The organism is Clostridium sp. D46t1_190503_E9, assembly GCF_015555225.1.
Lineage (GTDB): Bacteria > Bacillota > Clostridia > Clostridiales > Clostridiaceae > Clostridium.
This window is the reverse complement of sequence record NZ_JADNKB010000005.1, coordinates 80767-101958: the sequence shown is the minus strand read 5'-3', so window position 1 is coordinate 101958 and position 21192 is coordinate 80767. Positions and strand designations below refer to the sequence as shown.

Annotated in this window: 14 protein-coding genes; 2 read left to right on the top strand and 12 right to left on the bottom strand. The window is 29.0% G+C overall.

All coding sequences use genetic code 11. The features are described from left to right. Positions 1-71 precede the first annotated feature (71 nt). The 5 genes from I2E83_RS07235 to I2E83_RS07215 all read right to left on the bottom strand — a co-directional run bounded on the left by I2E83_RS07235 (position 72) and on the right by I2E83_RS07215 (position 12206). Positions 72-4361, bottom strand: a complete 4290-nt coding sequence (locus I2E83_RS07235; protein WP_195429301.1) for a glycoside hydrolase N-terminal domain-containing protein — start codon at positions 4359-4361, stop codon at positions 72-74. Positions 4362-4449: 88 nt separating this feature from the next. Further along, the gene (locus I2E83_RS07230; RefSeq protein WP_195429300.1) at positions 4450-9837 is read right to left on the bottom strand and encodes an endo-alpha-N-acetylgalactosaminidase family protein; all 5388 of its coding nucleotides are present in this window, start codon (positions 9835-9837) and stop codon (positions 4450-4452) included. 321 nt (positions 9838-10158) lie between these two features. Continuing rightward, positions 10159-10854, bottom strand: coding sequence for a TraX family protein (locus tag I2E83_RS07225; RefSeq protein ID WP_195264931.1), 696 nt, complete (start codon positions 10852-10854; stop codon positions 10159-10161). Between the two features lie 135 nt (positions 10855-10989). Further along, entirely contained in the window at positions 10990-11130 is a 141-nt protein-coding gene (locus tag I2E83_RS07220; RefSeq protein ID WP_195264933.1) for a hypothetical protein, read from the bottom strand. A gap of 128 nt (positions 11131-11258) precedes the next feature. Continuing rightward, complete coding sequence (locus I2E83_RS07215; RefSeq protein WP_243242160.1) at positions 11259-12206, bottom strand: FMN-binding protein; 948 nt, start codon at positions 12204-12206, stop codon at positions 11259-11261. A gap of 263 nt (positions 12207-12469) precedes the next feature. Here I2E83_RS07215 and I2E83_RS07210 point away from each other — a divergent pair, with 263 nt between their 5' ends. Next, positions 12470-12922 carry a DUF6241 domain-containing protein gene (locus I2E83_RS07210; protein WP_195264935.1) on the top strand — a complete coding sequence of 151 codons (453 nt, stop codon included), beginning with the start codon at positions 12470-12472 and terminating at the stop codon, positions 12920-12922. A gap of 64 nt (positions 12923-12986) precedes the next feature. Here the strand turns inward: I2E83_RS07210 and I2E83_RS07205 are convergent, their stop codons facing one another. The 4 genes from I2E83_RS07205 to I2E83_RS07190 all read right to left on the bottom strand — a co-directional run bounded on the left by I2E83_RS07205 (position 12987) and on the right by I2E83_RS07190 (position 17998). Further along, positions 12987-13244 (bottom strand): helix-turn-helix domain-containing protein, encoded by a 258-nt coding sequence (locus I2E83_RS07205; protein ID WP_195264937.1) that lies wholly within the window; start codon positions 13242-13244, stop codon positions 12987-12989. Between the two features lie 17 nt (positions 13245-13261). Beyond that, positions 13262-14251: a hypothetical protein gene (locus tag I2E83_RS07200; protein ID WP_195429299.1), complete on the bottom strand. Its 990-nt coding sequence runs from the start codon at positions 14249-14251 to the stop codon at positions 13262-13264. 657 nt (positions 14252-14908) lie between these two features. Next, positions 14909-15523 (bottom strand): TraR/DksA C4-type zinc finger protein, encoded by a 615-nt coding sequence (locus I2E83_RS07195; protein WP_195265414.1) that lies wholly within the window; start codon positions 15521-15523, stop codon positions 14909-14911. A gap of 318 nt (positions 15524-15841) precedes the next feature. Continuing rightward, the gene (locus I2E83_RS07190; protein WP_195429298.1) at positions 15842-17998 is read right to left on the bottom strand and encodes an alpha-amylase family glycosyl hydrolase; all 2157 of its coding nucleotides are present in this window, start codon (positions 17996-17998) and stop codon (positions 15842-15844) included. 315 nt (positions 17999-18313) lie between these two features. Here I2E83_RS07190 and I2E83_RS07185 point away from each other — a divergent pair, with 315 nt between their 5' ends. Then, positions 18314-18988, top strand: a complete 675-nt coding sequence (locus I2E83_RS07185; RefSeq protein ID WP_195265410.1) for a helix-turn-helix transcriptional regulator — start codon at positions 18314-18316, stop codon at positions 18986-18988. Positions 18989-19084: 96 nt separating this feature from the next. On the opposite strand, the gene I2E83_RS07180 is transcribed toward I2E83_RS07185, so the two are convergent. The 3 genes from I2E83_RS07180 to codA all read right to left on the bottom strand — a co-directional run bounded on the left by I2E83_RS07180 (position 19085) and on the right by codA (position 21187). Continuing rightward, on the bottom strand, positions 19085-19429 hold the full coding sequence (locus I2E83_RS07180) for a hypothetical protein (RefSeq protein ID WP_195265408.1): 345 nt from the start codon (positions 19427-19429) through the stop codon (positions 19085-19087). Between the two features lie 128 nt (positions 19430-19557). Next, complete coding sequence (locus I2E83_RS18155; RefSeq protein WP_279325040.1) at positions 19558-19686, bottom strand: hypothetical protein; 129 nt, start codon at positions 19684-19686, stop codon at positions 19558-19560. A 235-nt stretch (positions 19687-19921) separates the two neighbouring features. Continuing rightward, positions 19922-21187 carry a cytosine deaminase gene (gene codA / locus I2E83_RS07175; RefSeq protein WP_195429297.1) on the bottom strand — a complete coding sequence of 422 codons (1266 nt, stop codon included), beginning with the start codon at positions 21185-21187 and terminating at the stop codon, positions 19922-19924. Between the last annotated feature and the right edge of the window lie 5 nt (positions 21188-21192).

Sequence of the window (21192 nt, the reverse complement as noted above, 5' to 3'; positions counted from 1 at the left end):
AAAAGTTAAATAATATATTGACATAGAATCTTGGTGATTATAATGAAAAACTGATTCCCTCTTCGATACAATCAAAGCTTCAGCTGGCATAATAGGCTGTTTATTATTACTCCATTACTACCACTATTTTCACTTGATTTCAATTCACTAATAGCTTTAATTATTGCATCTACTATATCTGGAGATGTTGTTAAAGGTTTTTCTTCTAAATCTAAAGATGCGTCATTTAATGCTTTGGTCGCTGATTTAATTTCTTCAATATTTGAATTATCATTGTTCATTATATTTAGCGCATTAACATATGCTTCTTTAAATAATATCCATGTTTCTTCTGTATAATCTTTTTCTACCTTATCTTTATTATTTTCAATACTTGTCTGCAAGTCATTTTTATCTAGTGGAGAGTTTGCTTCAGGTGAAAGGACCTTAAAATAATCCAGATTTACTTGATATTTACCAGAACGCTCTTTAGAAGTTAGCTTAATAGTATGCTCACCATTTTGTAAGTTTTTAAATGATGCAAGTAGTGATTGTCCTTCATCATTTCCTTCTAAAGAATAATTAGCTTTTTCTCCGCCATCAATAGAAATATCAAAACTAGCAAAATTAGTATGCTTGTGAACATAGACATCTATTCCAGTTCCATTAAATGTGTACTCAATACTACTGCCTATTGTCCCAGCTCCAAGCCCTGTTTCAGTCTTAGTAACACCATGATGTTTAGTTGGTTCTCCTGCCCATGTTGACCAAGTGCCTGTCCATATAAACTGAGAATTTTTTGTCCATCCATTGTTGTTTACAGCATCTTCTACAATAGTTTCACTTATTGATGTTGGTATAGCAATTTTAACGTCGATTGAATTTTTTATTTCTTCATTTTCTTTAGATATAACAGTAACCTTAACTACTCCATTCTTTGAATTTATAGTTAACAATCCATTTTCATCAATAGCCGCAAGATTAGTTGCATTTCCTAAACTATCTGTAACCTTCCATGATACTTCTTTATTAAATGCATCTATAGGCGTAACATTAGCCAACATTTGTAATCTGCTATTAGCTTTGCTTAATGTTTTTATACCTGAATCCGAGGATATATCAATCCCCGTTACAATTGTTGCTGAATTATCTATAACTTTAAATGCATCTAGTTCTACTTTAGCCCTACTTGCATTAGGATTTTTTGTTGCAGTTGCCCTAAGCTTAATTGTATGCTTTCCCTTTTTTAAATCATTAATAGTATATATAACCTTTTTTCTTTCTGTAGATGGGCTATAAGTATCTACTTCGCCTTTGCTAGCACCGTCTATAAACACTTCATATTTACCTCTATCTGCGTTAGTTACTACAAGCACTTCTATTCCTGTGCCTACAAAAGTTAATTCGGCTGTTTCATTTCCAGTTGGATTCTCTAAAAACTTTACTGTACCTGCATAATTAGCTGATTCAGACCAGTTTCCCCAATTCCCTACATAAGTTATACGAGGGTCTTGATCATCAATATATCCTGCCATGTTTCTTAAATCTTTAACACCTACTTCATCTGATAGCTTAGTTTCAATTCCATCAATAACTGCTGAAATACTATATTTGAATGTTCCTAAAATGTCCTTAGCATTTTCATCTGTTAAAAATGTACCTTCTATATTATTACCAACTAGTACTAAATCTCCCTTATCTATTTGACGATACACATTATAAGTTACATTTTCTCCTTCTACATCATTCCATTCTAGATCAATAACTTCATCACTTATTCTATAAGCACTTAATTTAGTTGGTGCATCTAATTTTGAAGTTGGAATATTAGTTATTATATAAGTTTCACCTTTAACTGTATCAAAAGATATTTTTTCATTTTCTAAAGCTCTATAATTAATCAAATTTCCTTTAGAATCTTTAACAATTGATAATCCTATATTTTCATATTTTCCAATAAATTCTCCACCATTATTTGAAGTTATAGAAAACTTAGTAGCTTGGTTATCTTTCCATTCCATACCAACTTCAAAATTTCCTCTAGCAACCAATCCAGATACAGAACCATCTACCCATTTATCAGGCATAGCAGCCATAAAATTGACATATCCCATATTACTTTGCATAAGCATTTCAGCTACTCCTGAAGTCATACCAAAGTTTCCATCAATTTGGAATGGTGCATGGGTGTCCCAAAGATTTGTAAGAATACCACGCTTAAATAATGTACGAATTAAACTGTATGCACGATTTCCATCTCCTACCCTTGCCCATGTATTAATTCTTTGTCCCATTGCCCAACCGGTACTTTGATCGCCACGATCATTTAGTGATACAATAGCTGCTTGAAGTAACTCCGGAGTTTCTACAGAAATTAAATCCCCTGGGAATAAACCTAAAAGATGAGACATATGTCTATGTCCTTTTTGCCCCATACTTCCTAATGTTGTTTCTTCATACCATTCTTTTATTTGACCACTATCACCAATTTCAATAGGACCCTTTAAATTTCTTTGTATATCTTCCCATTTTTCAATCTTCTCTGGATCTTCATCTACTAACTTAGCCGCTGTTATAACATCTTCGTACATTTGCCAAATTAAAGATTGTTCATAAGTATTCCCATTAGTTCTTGGTCCATGTTCTGGAGAATATGCTGGTGAACAAACTAATTTACCTGTTTCTGGATCTTCGATTAACATTTGCTCATATAAAATAGCCTCTTCCTTTAACATTGGATAAATTTTAGTTTTCATAAATTCTACATCGCCAGTGTACTCATAGTATTCCCAAACATTTTGTAAAATCCAAGGTACTGCTGCTGGAGACCACCCCCAGTCAAAGCTCCAACCTGGCGCGGTCCATCCAAATGGCGTATTTTGTGTATGAGCCATAAATCCATTTTCTTTATTTTCATCAGTACTCTTTATATTTGCATAAATTTCTGCTGTAACACGACCTGGTTCTCTTAATGATTCTATATAATCAATTAATGGCAAAGCTGTTTCCGCCATATTTGTTGAGTATGATGGCCAATAGTTCATTTGAAGATTAACATTCATATGATAATCTGAATGCCATGGAGAGTTGTTTCCCCCTGCCCATATTCCTTGTAAATTAGATGGTAATGATCCATCACGTGAGGAAGCTATTGATAAATATCTTCCGTATTGGAATAACATAACCTCAAGATCTCTTTGTTCAGTTTCTGGTGCAGTGCCATCATTATATTTCTTCAATAATTTATCAGTAGTCATACTTGATGGTGTTTGACCTAAATCTAAATCTACTCTTGAAAATATACCTTGATAATCTGATAAGTGCGACTCTATAAGAGCATCATATCCCTTTTTGCTTGCCTCTACAATATTTTTATTAACTCTAGCATCTAGATCTTCATCAGATTCTCCTGTTCTATATTTAGGATAGTCATTTTTATAATCTGTTCCTATTGAAGTTATTATAATAACTTCATCAGCATCTTTTACATTTACCTTTCCATCTGCTAAATCAGTAATTGTACCACCACTATTTATCACTTTAGTCTGAGAGCTAAACTTCATTTGATTATCATCTAACTCACCAGAAATAGTGATTAATCCATCTTTTGCAGTTTTATCAAATGTCCTACTATATCCATTATTTGTATTAGGCCCTCCACCTCTAGTATTATCTGGCTCTACTCTAACATCTAAAGATAATTTTCCTTTTTCACTAGCAGAGAGCTTTGTAACCATAACGTTATCAGGATAACTCATAAAATACTCCCTTCTGTAGTTAACATTATTATAATCATAATTAACGCTTGAAATTGCAGTATATAAATCTAAATCTCTCACATAATTTTTTACATTGTCAGCTTTTATATTATCTTTAAAATCTAAATACATGTTTCCGTAACTTAAAAAATAACCATATCCTTTTGTTCCTGCGTCGTCACTAACTCCTGTTAATTTATTGCATAAACTATTAGCTGTAGCTATATCCCCTCTAGCAAATGCATCTTGAATGGCCTTCATTATTGGAACATCTACCCCATTAACTTTAACGGTTGCATTAGATTCTATGTTTCCCCCATTATAATTAGGTCTACTTTCACTTGGTCCACCTGACCAAAGTGTTTTTTCATTTAATTGTACTCTTTCATACTCTACTCCACCAAATATACTTGCCCCCATATGTCCATTTCCTATAGGTAATGACCATTTCTCCCAACCATTATAGCTATCCTCTGCTGGAGCATCATACCATAACCTCAACTTATTATTATTTGTAACTTTGCTGTCATTTACTTTATTATCTAATGCAAATATAGTTCTACCAGTAGATAATAGCATTGATAAGGTTAGTATTGCTGATATTATCCTTTTTTTCCTTTTCATTTTTATCCTCCTTAAAATTTAAGACGTCCTGAACTATATTTTTGCTTATATTTCAAGACGTCTTTATACTTAATAAATTACTTTTATACTATTGTTTTTTCTTTTTTAACATAAATGCACCTAATAATGAAACTATTGTTCCAAATAGTCCTACTGCTGCTGGTGAAGTTCCTCCTGTAGCTGGTAATCCGTTATTACTGTTATTACTGTTATTGCTGTTATTACTGTTATTGCTGTTATTATTATTGGTACCGCCGCTATTATTATTTTCCCAATTACTACCACCATTTTCACTTGATTTTAAATCACTAATAGCTTTAGTTAATTTATCTGTTATGTCGTTAACTTCCTCTTGAGTAGCATCTTCCTTAACTAAAATAACCTTAGCATCTTTTAAAACACTTATGAAATTCTCCCAACTTTCCTTTGTATAATCTTCTTCCTTTAGAGCTTCTGCTATTGCTATTGATTTCTTTAATTCCTCTTTATTTACTTCTACTGGTTTTTCATCATCCACTTTTTCTAATTCTTTAATAGCCTTTTCTAAAGAAGCTTTTATGTTATTTACTTCTTCTTGTGTTGCATCTTCTTTAGATAAAATTGCTTTCGCTTCTGCTAAGATATCTACAAAGATTCCCCAACTTTTTGCTGTATAATCTTTTTCTTTTAATCCTTCTGACTCAGTTATTAAATTAGATAATTCTGTTTTATCCACTGCTTCTGGAGTTTCTCCTCTATTCCCAACTTTTATAGTCACAACATTAGAGGATACAGATTTCCCTTCAACTGTTACTTTAGCTGCTAAAGTAGACTCTCCATCTTTTAATCCCTTAATTTTTCCATTTTCTATTGCAATAACATTCTCATCTGAAATAACATATTCAACTGTTGCTTTTGATAAATCTACTTTTTTTCCATTAGACATAAGTGCATTGACATCAAAATCAACAGATAAATCTACTGGCAATTCATTTACACTTGTATTTAGATTTACATTCTTTATTACTGAATCAGATTCTTCTTTAATTTCTGAGACATAAATATCATCTAAAATAATCTCTTTAAATCCATTACCTTTATCTAAAGATATATAGTAATCATTTACATCTCCAGTAGTAAATTCCTTTACTATTGGCTTAGCATTAATATATTCTCCTGTTTCAACACCAGTATCCTCTAATGGGATATTTAATAATGTTCCTTGTGATAACGATTTAACATTAATAGAATATCCAGGTGCTGCATCTGCAAGTGAATATAAGAATCCAAGCTCATATTTAGTATTAGGCTCTAACTTTAATGTTGATGAATCTGTTACTATCATTTCCCCTACTTCGCCTTGTTGTTGATTACTCTTTAATGAGAATCTTCCATTAATAACCCAGCTCATTTTTTGTCTTCCATATAAATCTTTTTCTGCTAAGTGAGTTCTATTCGAAGTTCCTCTGTCTGGTGCTAAGAAGAATGGTGTTATTCCTTCATCAACATTTTCAAAATTTTCATAGAATACATATCCATCTTTATTTGTATGACCAGGATGCTGCCAAATTCTAAAATCGTCAATTAATACTAGATTTTCACCTTCCCCTGCTTCTATATAAATAATGGCTTTATCTATATTTTTAGGCACTGTAAATTCTACTTCCATTCTAACGTAAGTATCATCTAACCATTTAACACCTTCTCCTTGTCTTACTCTTCCACCTCGATTAATAGTGTTATTAAAACTCTCATCCCCTACGTCTACACCTAAAAGAACTTCTCTATTACCACTATTCTTTACCCAAGCAGAAATTGAATAAGTTTTTCCAGTTTCTAATCCACTTATTTCTTGGCTTATTTTCCCTTGCTTTTCTCCAATAGAAACTATATCATTTCCTTTTCTTCTATTTTCAGTTTCATTAACAAAAGTTATATGATCTGTTTCACCATTTTCTGATTCTTTAGTCCAGTAATTCCAACTTTGAGAATCAAATCCAGGATCATTTATTTTACTGCCTTCACCCCATGAATCTATTCTATCTTCTGAAACTTCTCCCTTAGTTACTATATATGGAGTATTTTGTTTAACATCTAAAGTTACTTTTCCATTGACAACATTTATACTTTTAACTTTAGTTCTACCTAAATCAGATAATTCATAAATCTCAACATTCTTTAAATTCCCCCAACTTTCAGGTAGTTCCCACTCCGAAGTAGTACCCATTGGATTCCAATGATAAATTTTCTCATCTTCTTCAACTGGATCCCAAGGTAAAAATAAAGTAGTCTTTCCTTCTCCAATTGAATTAATTGTATCTTCTGGAGTTGTTGCAACTAACCTCCCCTCTTTATAGTAATTTATATCATTTCCTTCTCTTACTGCCCTTAGTCCTTCATTAAAAATAACTTCATCTTCTGTCATTTTCATTATATCGAAATGTTGCATATACTTAGTTGGTAAAACTTGATTATAGAACCTTTCTACTCCATTCACTCCTTCTATTGAGTGATTATTTCCCCATCCACTTGATAATAAATGCTTACTTCCCTTTAATAACGGATTTGATAAGAAACCATCCTTAGTACTATTTCTTATAAATCTTAAAATATCACTTGTTCCACCTTGATTTGGATATGCTGGATCTGAACCCCAATGATTCCAAATTACATGTTCTTCTAAAGGACTATGAAATTCAGTAGCTACTGGATAACCTATATCATTAAGTTTTTCTCCAAGTTGATGAGCATTCCATCCATTTCCTGTATAAACATCAACATAAACCCATCCTAAATCTGGTACATCTTTTTTTAATTCATCTAATCTTTCAAACAACTTACCAGTTACAATATCAGCTCTTTGATCAACATAGTAAGATTGATCAAGCCATCCCCAACCAGGTGCCTTTTCATTTACTATTCCATCTGGATACTTAAAAGCATCTAGTTGATACTCTGTTGCATTTATATGGACACCAAATTTTGCATTATACTTAGCACCTTCATTTATTAATGTATTAAAATCTTCAACGCCTCCTTGTCTAATCCCTATATGTCCGCCATAATCTGGGATAGAATCATCATGTCCTTCAGCTTGATATCCTTTTTCAAGTACCATTTGTCCAAATCCATCTGTATAATTATATAATTTCTTTACAGTATCTAAAGTTCTTAAAAATGGACTTTGAGTATATCCAATATTGAACGCTATATAGGAAAGGCTATCTTTAATCATATCTCCTCCCATAGGTGCTTCAACATTATTTCTATATTCTATAGCTGCATCTTGCCAATCTATTGTTTCATCTGAATTCATATCCTTTGTTATCATGACTTCTGTCCATAATGTATCTTCGGCATAAACTTCTACTTCTGAGTCTAACACCTCTCTATAAGTCCATTCTCCTGTTCCCATTGCAGTAGACTTATATCCATTTTTATTTTGAGTATCTAGTATTATTCTACTTGAATATTCAATTACATTATTATTCATTGTTATAGCAAAATTATCGTTATTTATAAATGCATATGTTTTATTTTTTAATGATGGTTCTAAATCTTCAACTGTACTTATCTCATCAGTTATTTGATGCCATGCTCCTGTAGATAAAACTCCTGCTATTGCTCCACCTTCATTACTCTTAACTGTTGCAAAACTATTATTAGGTAAGTATATTTTCTTTACTTTAAAGTCACCATTTTCTTTTATATCTGTTATCTCCATTCTTATCTTGTTATCATTTACAGATACTTGCATAGTTAATGTAACTCCTATTTCGTCAATAGCCAAAGTATACGTAGCTACATTATTCTCAATATTGAATGAAACCTTTGGAGAATATTTTTCATTATTTATTTGAATTTTATTATATCTATCTTCTTGACCTATTAACTTTGAATTATCTCCTTTCCACACATAATCTACTATTCTTGGAAAGGTATTATCTAAATTAACTTTTATTTTATCTGATTCTATACTCTGAACTTGAACCTCTGGTAACTCTTCTTCAATTTCTGTGGTAATTTCTTCAACTTTTATATTATCTAATGTTACGGTTTTATTACCAAACCATCCTACTAGACCTATTTTACCTGCATTACTAGGTATACTTCCTGTTGTTGTACTTCCTAATAATTCATTATTTATCCATAAAGTAATAGTATTATCTTCAACTTTCAATTTTAATTTATAATTTTTATTTGCTTCAAGTTTAGTTGAACCTGGAAATGCTCCCCAACTCTCTTGTCCATTTTTAGCAGATTTCCATACCCATGAACCTGAATCGTAACATAATGCTCCCCAATTATTTACATCTTGGACTCTAAACCCTAATCCAATTCTTCCAGTATCATTATTTACACTAAAGTCTGTCTCATAAGTAAAATTCTTAATATTAGGAGACTTGTTATCATATGCTAAAGAAACTCCATTCATTGGAATCTTCACAGATCCATCTGATACAGTTACTGCTATCCCTATTGGTTTTAATACTTTCCAGTCCCCACTTGTTTCTGATGTATCAAAATCTGCTGAGTAAGATATTTTCTCTCTTACAGTTATATTTGCAATTGCTTTAGGAGCTTCTTCTGATGCACCCCTTATTGTTCCTTGAACTGTAAAGTTCCCAGCACTTTCATAACTACTTGGATCAACATAATCCCAAATAACTACCTCTTCAGCAGTTGTTCCATCTTCATATGTTACAGTAGTTGTATAAGGTAACTGTGGCTTAGCTTTAACTAAAGTTTCAATATCTATTGGTTTTACACTTGTTATATCATTTTTAACTTCATCATCAAGTGTCTTAATTTTTAAATAGTCAACTGTTATATCTTTACTATCAAACCAAGTTCTAAACCCAAATTTTCCTGCTTCTTGTGGAAAATTATTTATTGATATAATATCATTAAATATTTCTTGCCCATTAACCGTCAATGTTAAAGTATTTCTCTTAACTTTCACTTTCATAGTAACCCATTGTCCACTTTCTAATTTTGGACCTGCTATATCATCTTTCCAAGCGGTAGGTGATTCTATTAACCATCCTGTTCCTGTATTGTATCCTACAAAGCCATAACTATTAACACCTTTCCCTCTAAATACAAGACCAAACCTTCCTGGTAATTCCCCCTCTTTAGCTTCAAACTTAAATCTTGTTTCTGCTTCAAAATCTTTTAACTCTGGAGATTGATCTTCAATGAAAACCAAGTTATTACCCTTACTATCATCTCTTTTTATTGTTAAAGCACCTTTTGAACCCCCTTCAGTAAAATCAAAAACTTCTTTAATTTCACCATCCCCTGCAAGTCTTGTCCAAGAGTTACTATCATAGTCACTATACTCTTGATTGTACACAAAGGAGTCATTTACCTGTTTGATGTTGCCTACTTGCGTAGTATTAGTTGTTTCAGCTAAAGCCGATACTGGAATTTGACCAACTGCAACTGCAGCTGCTATTATAAAAGCAATACTTTTATTAATTGATTTTTTTCTCATAATATCCCCTCCACCTTTTGTATACATTTACAATTATATTTTAATATATAATACAATTTAATAATTTAGTAAAATTGGTAATTTTTTTAATAATATTGCTATTTTAAATATCTATGTTAAAATATTGTTCTCAATAAATTAACTTATATATTCGAATAAAAAAAATAAAAAGAGGTATATTAAATATATCTCTTTTTATTTTATAGTATTAATCAATAATATTAATTTAATAATTCTAAAACTTTATTGGTATAACCACATTATTTACACTTTTCTACTTTCGTCTTTTCTTTTTGGCTATTCTTTTACCTAATTATTATATCACGCAATTCTAGATATAATTTGAATCACTATCAAATGTACAGGATAGAACATATAAAACATCCATTTTGTAAATTTATTTTTTAATCCCAACTTACCATTGTATAATAAAATTAATGGTAATGAAAATACCATCATCCATTGGTAATCAAACAGCATAAGTTGCTCATATGCATCTTGTCCAAAAAACGCTGTAATAACAGGCAAAATAGAAAAAGCTATGTACGAAATTGATAATAAACATTTTCTATTTCTGAAGAAATAAAATATTAATGTCATGAAAAATCCATAAAAAGATGATTCCGTAAACATATATGCAACACCTAAAAATATTACTATAATTGTTGTTACAATGTAAGCCTTTTTATTATTCACTGCCTTGCCATACTCTAATACTAACAAAATCAAAATTGAAAGAGCTAAAGATAAAAATATATTATTACTTATTCCTAATAAATTATCTAGTCCTATCATTATCAATCCAAATAGAGATAAACGACCTAAATATTTCATTCTACTTTTAGTATGAAAGAATCCCTCTATTATAAGATAGAAAAATATAGGAGCTGAAAGCTTTCCTAAATAGCCAAACCAAATTGGGATATCATAAGCTCCACCTAAATATGTATATATATGATCCATAAGCATTGTAACAATAGCTATAATTTTTAATGTAAAAGAACTAAATATCTTCATTAACTTAACCTCCCTAATTTCATAAAACTATTGTACCTATGATTTATATTTCTATCTATTTATATTCCTTTCATTTACCTTACATTATTGTAAGACAGTAAAATACCACTAGTCTTCATCCTAGTGGTATCAAAATTAATTCATTGTGTTTTCTTTATGACCGCATTCTTCACATTTAAAATATTTCTTTCCATATTGATTATTATCATATGCATAATCAAATTCCTTCATAGTTTCTCCACAAATTGGACAAATCTTATCTGTAGTATTTTTCAATAGACTCCCTCCTCTAACTTACTATTCAATCTTTTATAATAAATAATTTTAGTAATTTAATTCTTTTATATAATAAATCAATAATAAAAAAGTTAGCCATTTTGACTAACTTTTTTATTATTGATTTATTATAACACATTATCTGCTTTCATTTCATTTAGTAACTTTTCAGCTAGTTTTAAATAATTATCCCATGCTGTATTTCTCTTAGTATATCCGCTTGATTTATAATCACCTGTATCCTCTATTGCAGGTAATCCTGTTAAATCTAGCATATCTTGAGTTTCTACAACCTTGTTATTTAATTCATCCATTTGAATATTAAACCCTATACGTGATGGCTCATGATACTCAATACTTTCATACTTTGATACTCTATAATACTTCTTTAATTCTGGATCTTCTATTTCATCTTGTGAATTTGCAAATATCTCATCATATCTACACTCTAAAATTTTACCATCTTTAACTATAACCTTTAATTTACCTGTTAATCCACCACCTAGTTCTTCTGCAATTGCATAGTACTTAATTCCAGAAGGACTTGATAATTCAGTACTAAGCTTTTCAGCTAATGGTGCCATAGCTTGCTCTATACTATTTGAAGCTCCAGATACAACATCGAATTCTCCTGTTAATCTTTGTTCATCTATCATTTGCTTTTCAACTTGAACAACACTTTGAATCCAAGCTGCCCCTTTAGCTAATCCCATATCAAAATTATACTCTGAATTACGCTTAGGAACATCTTGATAATATCTTTTATAGTAATTTGGTCTTGTCATTTCATTAAACTCAACCTCTACTATTTTCCCATCATTTTGAACGACTTCTAATATTCCTAAATGACCTTGTCTAAAACGTTCTTCAATTTTGTAGTAATCACCTTTTATTAATCCTAATGTAGGTTGAGCATCCCACTCTAAATCAATATCTTGTCCAACTGTTGTTGATGCTTGTGTATTTGCATCTGCTTTTTCTTCTGGCTTTTCTTCTTTAGCACATGATGTTAATACTCCCATTGCCATAATAATAGCTAAAGTAGAAATCATCCCCCTTAGTTTTTTACTTTTCATTTACTTATCCTCTTTTCGTATAAATATTGTTAAATTTTTGTCAATATATTATCATAATTTTAGATTCTCAGCAATTATTCCCATTTATATTTAACACTTTATAAATAATGTTTACATCAACTTAATAATCCGTCCTATTTTTCTATTTTTTCTTTATTTTATTTACCTTTCTATATTCAAATTATACAAATTATGGATTATAATTAATATAAAGTATATTTAAGGAGGTTATTAATATATCTAAATTATTTAAAAATAAAGCTATGATTACCATAACAATTATTTTAATCTTAGTAATTATAGCTATATCATCATTTTTTTATTATAAAGAACGTTCATCTGGTAACATAAATGCTAAATCAAATATATCTGAAATTGAAAAAATAAATAAAGAAATTTCTAAAGAAACAAGTATTGAAATCAAGGATGATGAATATTATCCTATTGAAAAAGTTTATGATATACTTCATAGAATGAGTAATACAAAAATAATTGCAGAAGATAATCAAATTTGGGGAAGAATATCTATGGACCCTAAATATATTGCATCATTAAAAAGCTTAATAGAAAGAGTTGATTATGAAGATAAAGATTACATGTTAGAAGTGCTTTCTAGATGGGAAAATAACGATTTTTCGAAAGCTGTTGAGGAACATAATTACTTTTGGAAAAAGCTTGGTGGAACTATCGGAAAAGCAATTTCTTTAAAAGAATAGCAAATTGTTATACACTTATTTATAAAAATAGTACAAGTTATAAACTCTTGTACTATTTTTATATTTATTTACTTAATAACTCTTTAATTTCTGGAATGCTATAGCCCTTATTTTTTAACTCCTTAATTTCTTCAATCCTCTTAACAGCATTTTCACGTGGAAATCTTCTTGTTAAATTTTCTTCCTCTTGCTCAAAAGGTATCATACCCTCTTCTGTATAATATTTAAGTGTACTATATCTAGAGTTAGTAATCCTAACAAGTTCTCCAATTGATACATACTCTGATTCTAATATTTTTTCCATCGATCTTTGTCTTGACATTAAATTTTACAACTCCTTTAAATAGGATATCTTCTAAGACGTACCCCATGAATAGCTACTCTTCCTTGAATTGCTTCTGGTATAGCTTCATAAATTATATTATCTATTTTAATTAAAGGAACTGCTCCTTCATGTATGACAGTATAATCGTGACCATTTTCCTCTAATCTTTTCCTTACTTCTCCTAGTCTTTGACTTGCGTTAGGAAACCATTCCTCCATATCAATAAAGATAGATTGAGAACGTTCAATATCAGGAAAAATAAAGTTTATTCCAGTACCTGTTGGAGTTTTAATTGCATTTTTCTTCATATTTAAAAATCCCTTTACAGCCATTTCAATTCCATGATAAATGTGAATATCATAAAGTTTCTTTGATATTTTATTATTTATAACTAAACTATGAATCTTTTTATATACTATTTCTAAATCTCCCTTAGAAAAAACATCTTGCATGCATCCACTTTCTCTAAGAAGCCACAGCATAAACATGTTTTCATCACTTAAAACTCCATCTTCTAAAATTTCAGCTCTAAGGAATTCAACTATTCTAGAATATTCATCCATATTACTTCTATACTCTCTTAATGATAGTCCAGCTGTTTTGTAATACATATCACAACCTAATAAACTAGGTATTTCCTCAATATAATCATATCCTTTTAAAGAATCTGTCATAGAAATTTCAAGATTTTTTAGATGTTTATTAGCTAAATTAGATGCTTTTGATAGCCACCAATTTAAATCTTCTTCTATAATTTCCTTCTTATTAAAAAGTGGTTTAAAAACTGCTTCCTGATATAAAGTGATATTAGGATTTTCAAGATATGATTTTTTTAAGGATAGTTTATCATTAACCTCTATAAAATTACCATTTAAATAAGACTCTAAGATAACTGCTGCTGAAATACAATGAAGTGATATTTTTTTGACTGTGGTCATATGCTTACTGTCCTGTGCATTTAAAGCAATAATTGAATAGCTTTGTGATAATTTTAAATCTCTCATACAATTCTCCTCTTTAACCCTAATTAATTTCTTATTATAAGTAAATTATATACAACTTACTTACTACTTACTACTTATGATTTGATAATACTACTATAACACTTATTTGTAAATACATTCCAAGTTAATTTTTACTTATTTATTTGTTTTATAATATAGAAAAAACTGTACAAAAAAGTAGCTAAACTTATACCATTAAATTTGGCTACCTTTTATCAATATAGATTTTTATAAGATTACTTTCATCACAAATTAACTTTTCAACTTCATTTAAATTTTTACCTATTTTATATTTAGGTTTTAAAATAGCTTATCATATATCCATTTATTAAAATATCCTTAATCTTTTCCATTTTAACCCTCTTATTTGCATATTTTAATTTATATATTTATTTTAAATCTCTATTAAATCATAAGCAATTAAAAAGCTATTTTTATAACTAACCCAAAGGACTTTACTCCTTTATAGAATTAAATATAGTTTTATTAAAGATTAAATTTCATTATCGGATAAATACTTTTATTTTCAAAGGGGCTCGCGTTTCGCGAGCCCCTTTAAAAGTTAGTAAAATTAACAACTTAAAATACTTTCATATGTAATATTTTCATATAATTATATATGCAATAAATTTAAAATTTTGGTGTTTTCAGTAAAATTTAATCAGGTAATTGATTCTTATATTGCTCATTACTTATTTTCTCAATTTCTTCAACATAAGTATTATCATCGTAATCATATTCATATTGTGGTGCATTTCTTATTTCATTAAACCTTCCAACAGATTGATAACTATCTTCTTCATCAAATCCTATTTCATCTTTATCCCCATATCTTGATTTATGACCAAATGGATTTCCAATTACAGTTTCTTCTACTACTCTTTGATTAGAATTATAAGTTTTTATTGTACTAACAACATCTTGACAGTCAATACAATTTAATGCATAAGGTAAAAACTCTAACCTCTCCTTATCTATCTCTTTTCCACAGTTCTGACATTTACCATAACTTCCTTCATCAATGGCTTTTAAAGCATCATCTATCTTATCTAGTAATGCCCTTTCATTAGCTTCTAGTGCTCTACCTTTTTCAACTTCAAAGGTTTCACTAGCTATATCAGAAGGATGATTATCATAAAATGATAATTCACTTGCAACCTCTGCATTAAATCTAGTCATTCCATTATCATCTAATTGCTCAATTAGATCATTAATTCTCTTTTTCTCTTGATTAAGTTTATTTTTATAATATATTAATTCATCTTTATTCATATAAATCATCCTTTCAAAATAATGCTCAATTATATTCTTCCTAAAAGATGATTTTTTAGTACATCAATTTATAATATTTGCTTAGAACAAATTTTTAATAAATATCCACCTAGCTTACAAACCAAAAATTCATTTATTTTAATATTTTTTAATTAAATTTTATATTTAAGAGCATATTTAAAAGAAATTTTTCTCCTATAAATTACTATCATAGTTAAAAAGTGCAGATAGAGATAAATTAAATCTCTATTTGCACTTTTATAAATTATATAATATTTATAACTCTCTCTTATGCTTAATATTATTTATTCACATTTTTTAGTTCTGCCAATTAACAACTACTGTACCTGTTGAATTTTTAGGTACTGTATATACATGATTATTACCATTTTCCCAAGTTACTGAATTTCCATTCTTCTTAATAAATTTGTATTCAATACTACTTCCTGCTGGTACACTTACATCATAATACCAAGTTGGATATTTATACACTACTTGGTTATATAATGATCCGATAGCTTTGGTAGCATTCCATGAACCTAACTCTGGAACATTCCCAACAAGAAATACATTTTCTCCTAGATTAGTATTAGCATTATTTACAACAAATCTTAAAGTTACTAAATCACCACTTACAATATCATAATTTTCATATATATTACTCTTTATACCTTCAGCTGTTTGAAGTGAAACTTTTACCTTTCCTGCAGAAACATTTGGTACTGTAACCTTAACTTCATTGTTAGTCCAAGATATAACTTCTGCAGCCTTATCAGCAAAATACACAGTTCCCTTCACATCTCCGAAACCCTCTCCTGTTATTACAACTTCTTGTCCTGCTTTAGCCATTGGATGAGCTACATTACCTATATTAGGTTTACTAGTGTTAGTATTATAACTCCATACTGCAGCAGAATTGCCTGATAAATTAAAACTAGAAACTGTACCTTGATTTACTACAATATCATTTCCTTTAACTCGTTTACCTAATACATCACTATAATTACCTGATGGTAATGATGTTACAAGACCACTAACATTAATACTATTATTGCTCTTATTCAAAGCAATCACCACAACATCATCACCAAATTTTCTTTCATAAATATAAACATCATCATTTATCCATCTTTGTTTAGTACTACCATAAGCAAGTGCAGAATTTGATTTTCTCAAAGGTGCCAATGCTTTAATAATTTGATAAGCATTTGTATTAGTGTTAAATCCACTCATCATTGCTCTATTATATGGATCTCCATTTCCTGTCATATATTGCTCTGTTCCATAGTATATAGCTGGTACACCTCTTGATGTAAGTGTTAAAACTAATGCTTGATCAACAGATGTATTATTATTTGCAACAGAGAATCTATCCATATCATGGTTATCAATAAAAATAACTTGATTATTAATATGTTCATAATCCTTTGCTGTTGAGGTAAACATTTCATCTAACTTATACATATTACTTTTATTATCTCTTAAAACTTGTCTAACTGTTTGTGCATATCTAAAATCTAATAAACTCATTCCACTATTATTTGCAAAATTAGTATTATTTGAATCTACTTCACCAGCACCTAAGAACCATTCTCCAAATGTAAAAACAGGATTATACGAATAAATAGCATCCATATAACTCTTTTGCCATTCATACGGCATGTGCTTTACTGCATCCATTCTAATACCATCGATCCCCATACCTATCCATAACTTAATTGCATCTTTTAAATACAAATCTACAGTTGGATTTATATGATTTAAATCAGCTAAATCATATAAATTTCTATATATTCCATCTTCCAATGTTGAAAAATCTGTACCACCATAATGGTTAAATAAGTTTTTACTATCATTAATTATTCCACCAAGTAATGTACCATTATCATATAACCTTCCATTTTCAGCGTAATCAGGGGTAATTTCTCCTGCTGGTGATGTATGGTTAGGCGCGAAATCAATTATTACTTTCATACCATTTTTATGAGCAGTATCAATTAATCTTTTAAAATCATCAAAGTTACCAAAAGCTGGATTAGTTTTCTTAAAATCTCTAGCCCAATATCCATGATAAGAGGTTCCTGCTTGGCTTAACACTGAGTAAATATTTTCAACTGGTTGAGAAACCCATATTGCAGTTATACCCATACCAGTTAGATATCCATCATTAATCTTATCTATAATTCCTTGCCAATCTCCCCCAAAGTATTTTTTATAATTACTCTTAGTTGAATCATATAATTCTCCTGTAGGATTATTTGCTTTATCTCCATCATAAAATCTATCTGTCACTACCTGATAGATTACATCATTTGAGTAATCAACCTTATTTAATTTGCTTTCTCCTATATTATTAATTTCCGCATTTGTCAAAGATTGAGCAAATACAGTTTTGTTATTAACTGGACCTAAATAACTTCCTACAAGTAATACTAATGATAACATTGAAACTGCAAATTTTCTTAAAACTTTCATTTAATACTACCTCCTTAACTATTCTTACTATACTTTTCTACAATTATTGAATAATTTTATTTACATCTTAAATCTTATGGTAAATTAACTTTTACCATACAACAATTTCCTTATCACCACCTTTTCATTCATAAATAATAACTCTATGCTTAAACCAATTGTCGGAAAACGATTGCAATCATTTATATTTTTATTATACTTATTACTATAATTAAATTTTGGTTTAAATTGTATTTTTTTGTTTATTTTGTATATATGTTTTACTATAATTAATATATAATTTACTTATCATTATTTTTTGGGGAGGATAATGCTATGTATGATTCTTATGATTCAGATGAGTTTTTATTTGTTAATCAGATTACTTTCTTAATAGAAAATAAAGATTATGAGACTTTGCTAAAACTAAATTTAGATAAGCATGAAAAAGAAAAAAAAGAAAATATACCAATACCCACCAAACAAAATGATCTTATTATGTGGAATGTAGTATTTGCTAGAGAAGTTATTAAAAATGGTAGTACAAAAACTTATCTCCATACTTTGTATAATAAATATTATAACGCTATAATAAACACTAAAAAACTTCATTCTTTACAGCAATTAGAACTAGATATGATAAATTCTTATTTTGATATATTAATTAATCATGTTGAATTAAGAAGCAATTTAATATTAAATAAGATAATTGGATATCTTTATATTAATCTAGAAAACACTTTAACTTTAGAAAGAATCGCTAGTGAACTAGATTTATCTGTTGGATATTTATCAAATACCTTTAAAAAAAATATGGGAATCTCAATAATGAAATACTTTAAGGAATTAAAAATTGAAAGGGCTAAGGTATTACTTCTCACAACCAATAAAAGTATTTTAGAGATATCTACTTCACTTTATTTTTGTGATCAAGGGAACTTTTGCAAAACCTTTAAGAACATTGTTGGTTTTACCCCAAGCCAATTTAGAAACAACAATATACAAGTATAAGCAATGCTTAATTATTATTTAAAGAAATTATTTGTAATAATACCATAAATAATAAAAACAGAAATTAAAAATTTCTGTTTTTATTGTTTTCCAATATTATGTCCACAACTCATTATTTAATGTTGTATTAACCACAATTTTTTCATCTATTTCTTTAATTTCGAGGGTAATTAATCTTAAATCTTTTCCACTTAATTTATCATAAGCAACAACGGTATTACTTATATCTTTATAGGTATAAGTTAGAATTAGATTACACCTGTTATTTACTTTCTGTGTATATAATGATACTTCTCTAGATTCATTACTTTTAAGTTTTTTTATCACTTCTTTATGATTACCATTCCACTCACCATCATGTGTTAATTTTATATTAGTTATAATATCATTAGTTAGGTTCTTAACAACAACTTTTTGCATTATGTCTTGCATTATAAACATATTTACCAACTCCTTTAGTATAATATTTATTTAATTTAATTACCTTCACATATTTTTCTTATTTTCACTCCTGCAAATAATTGATAAAATCCTTATTTTAAAGTAACCTTTTGTGATATTATATGAGATTACACTGTACCATAAAAAGGTACCTTTTCTCTCTTTAATATTTCTTTCTTTAATATTTCATTTTTTAATATTTCTCTATCATTATTATATTTTCTAACATCAATTCTTTCCTTTAAATAAGTAATCATATTATACTTATTATTGAAATCCAATAATTATATAATAAATACTAATGTTTAAATTATATCACCATTGGAATTTAATGTATAGGAACCCATATAATTACTATTAACTTTAATATCTATTATTTCCTTCTAATAAAGAATTATCCGGCTATACCTCTCACTTATTCGTTTTTTCTTTTATTTACAAAAAAATAGAGGATTTATGCCAATAATTGTAAGCATAAATCCTCTATATAAATTATCTTTTAAAATTAATTTCCTTTTCTTCACTCATATTTACAAACGATTTACTAGGAGTAGTTTTAGCAATAACTCTTCCTTCTCTTATGGAATATAAAACTTCTGCTCTTCTTCTAACAGCATCATAACCACTTTCAGCATTTAGTAAAATTAAATTGCCTGGTTTTCCCACTTCTATTCCATATTTATCTTCAATATTTAAAGTTCTTGCACTATTGCTTGATATAAACTTTAATGATTCATTTATATCGTCGTAGCCCATCATTTGACATACATGTAACCCAAAGTGCACTACTTCTAGCATATTTCCTGTTCCCATTGGATACCACGGGTCAAATATATCATCATGTCCAAAGCATACATTAATACCTGCTTCATTAAGCTCCTTAACTCTTGTAATACCTCTTCTCTTTGGATATGTATCAAATCTTCCTTGAAGATGAGTGTTTACTAGAGGATTTGAAACAAAATTTATTCCTGACATCTTTAATAATCTAAATAACTTATATGTATATGCATTATTGTATGATCCCATAGCTGTAGTATGGCTAGCAGTTACCTTATTCTTTAAACCTGTTTCTAAAGCTCTTGTAGCAACAACTTCTAAAAACCTTGATTGCTCATCATCTATTTCATCACAGTGAACATCTACTAATACATCATATTTTTTAGCTAATTCAAAAATCTTATTAATAGATTCTACTCCATATTCTCTTGTAAACTCAAAGTGAGGTATTGCTCCTATTACATCTGCACCTAATTTTAAAGCTTCTTCCACTAATTCTAATCCATTTGTATATGAAAGTATTCCTTCTTGTGGAAAAGCTACTATTTGTAATGTAACATAATCTTTTACTTCTTCTCTAACTTCTACCATTGCCTTTAATGCAACTAAGCTATCATCAGTAACATCTACATGAGTTCTTATAAATTGAATTCCATTAGCTACTTGCCATTCTATAGCTTTTTTAGCTCTATTTTTAACGTCTTCCTTAGTTAAAAATTCCTTTCTTTGAGACCACCTTTCAATTCCTTCAAAAAGAGTTCCACTTTTATTCCATTCTGGCTCTCCAGCTGTAAGAGTAGTATCTAAGTGAATATGTGGCTCTATAAAAGGAGCTGAAGCTAATGCTCCATTTCCTTCTATTACTTCTTCATTTTCTAATACTTCTAAATTTTCATCTATCTCTGTAAACTTTCCATCTACTATTCTTATGTCAAATAATCCTTCTCTATCTAAAAGTCTTACTTTTCTAATTAACATATTTT

Bases quoted from the DNA above. Each gene is read 5' to 3' on its own strand.
- I2E83_RS07235 (WP_195429301.1), bottom strand. From the start codon at position 4,361: ATGAAAAGGAAAAAAAGGATAATATCAGCAATACTAACCTTATCAATG.
- I2E83_RS07230 (WP_195429300.1), bottom strand. From the start codon at position 9,837: ATGAGAAAAAAATCAATTAATAAAAGTATTGCTTTTATAATAGCAGCT.
- I2E83_RS07225 (WP_195264931.1), bottom strand. From the start codon at position 10,854: ATGAAGATATTTAGTTCTTTTACATTAAAAATTATAGCTATTGTTACA.
- I2E83_RS07215 (WP_243242160.1), bottom strand. From the start codon at position 12,206: ATGAAAAGTAAAAAACTAAGGGGGATGATTTCTACTTTAGCTATTATT.
- I2E83_RS07210 (WP_195264935.1), top strand. From the start codon at position 12,470: ATGATTACCATAACAATTATTTTAATCTTAGTAATTATAGCTATATCA.
- I2E83_RS07205 (WP_195264937.1), bottom strand. From the start codon at position 13,244: ATGTCAAGACAAAGATCGATGGAAAAAATATTAGAATCAGAGTATGTA.
- I2E83_RS07200 (WP_195429299.1), bottom strand. From the start codon at position 14,251: ATGAGAGATTTAAAATTATCACAAAGCTATTCAATTATTGCTTTAAAT.
- I2E83_RS07195 (WP_195265414.1), bottom strand. From the start codon at position 15,523: ATGAATAAAGATGAATTAATATATTATAAAAATAAACTTAATCAAGAG.
- I2E83_RS07190 (WP_195429298.1), bottom strand. From the start codon at position 17,998: ATGAAAGTTTTAAGAAAATTTGCAGTTTCAATGTTATCATTAGTATTA.
- I2E83_RS07185 (WP_195265410.1), top strand. From the start codon at position 18,314: ATGTATGATTCTTATGATTCAGATGAGTTTTTATTTGTTAATCAGATT.
- I2E83_RS07180 (WP_195265408.1), bottom strand. From the start codon at position 19,429: ATGTTTATAATGCAAGACATAATGCAAAAAGTTGTTGTTAAGAACCTA.
- I2E83_RS18155 (WP_279325040.1), bottom strand. From the start codon at position 19,686: ATGATTACTTATTTAAAGGAAAGAATTGATGTTAGAAAATATAATAAT.
- codA (WP_195429297.1), bottom strand. From the start codon at position 21,187: ATGTTAATTAGAAAAGTAAGACTTTTAGATAGAGAAGGATTATTTGAC.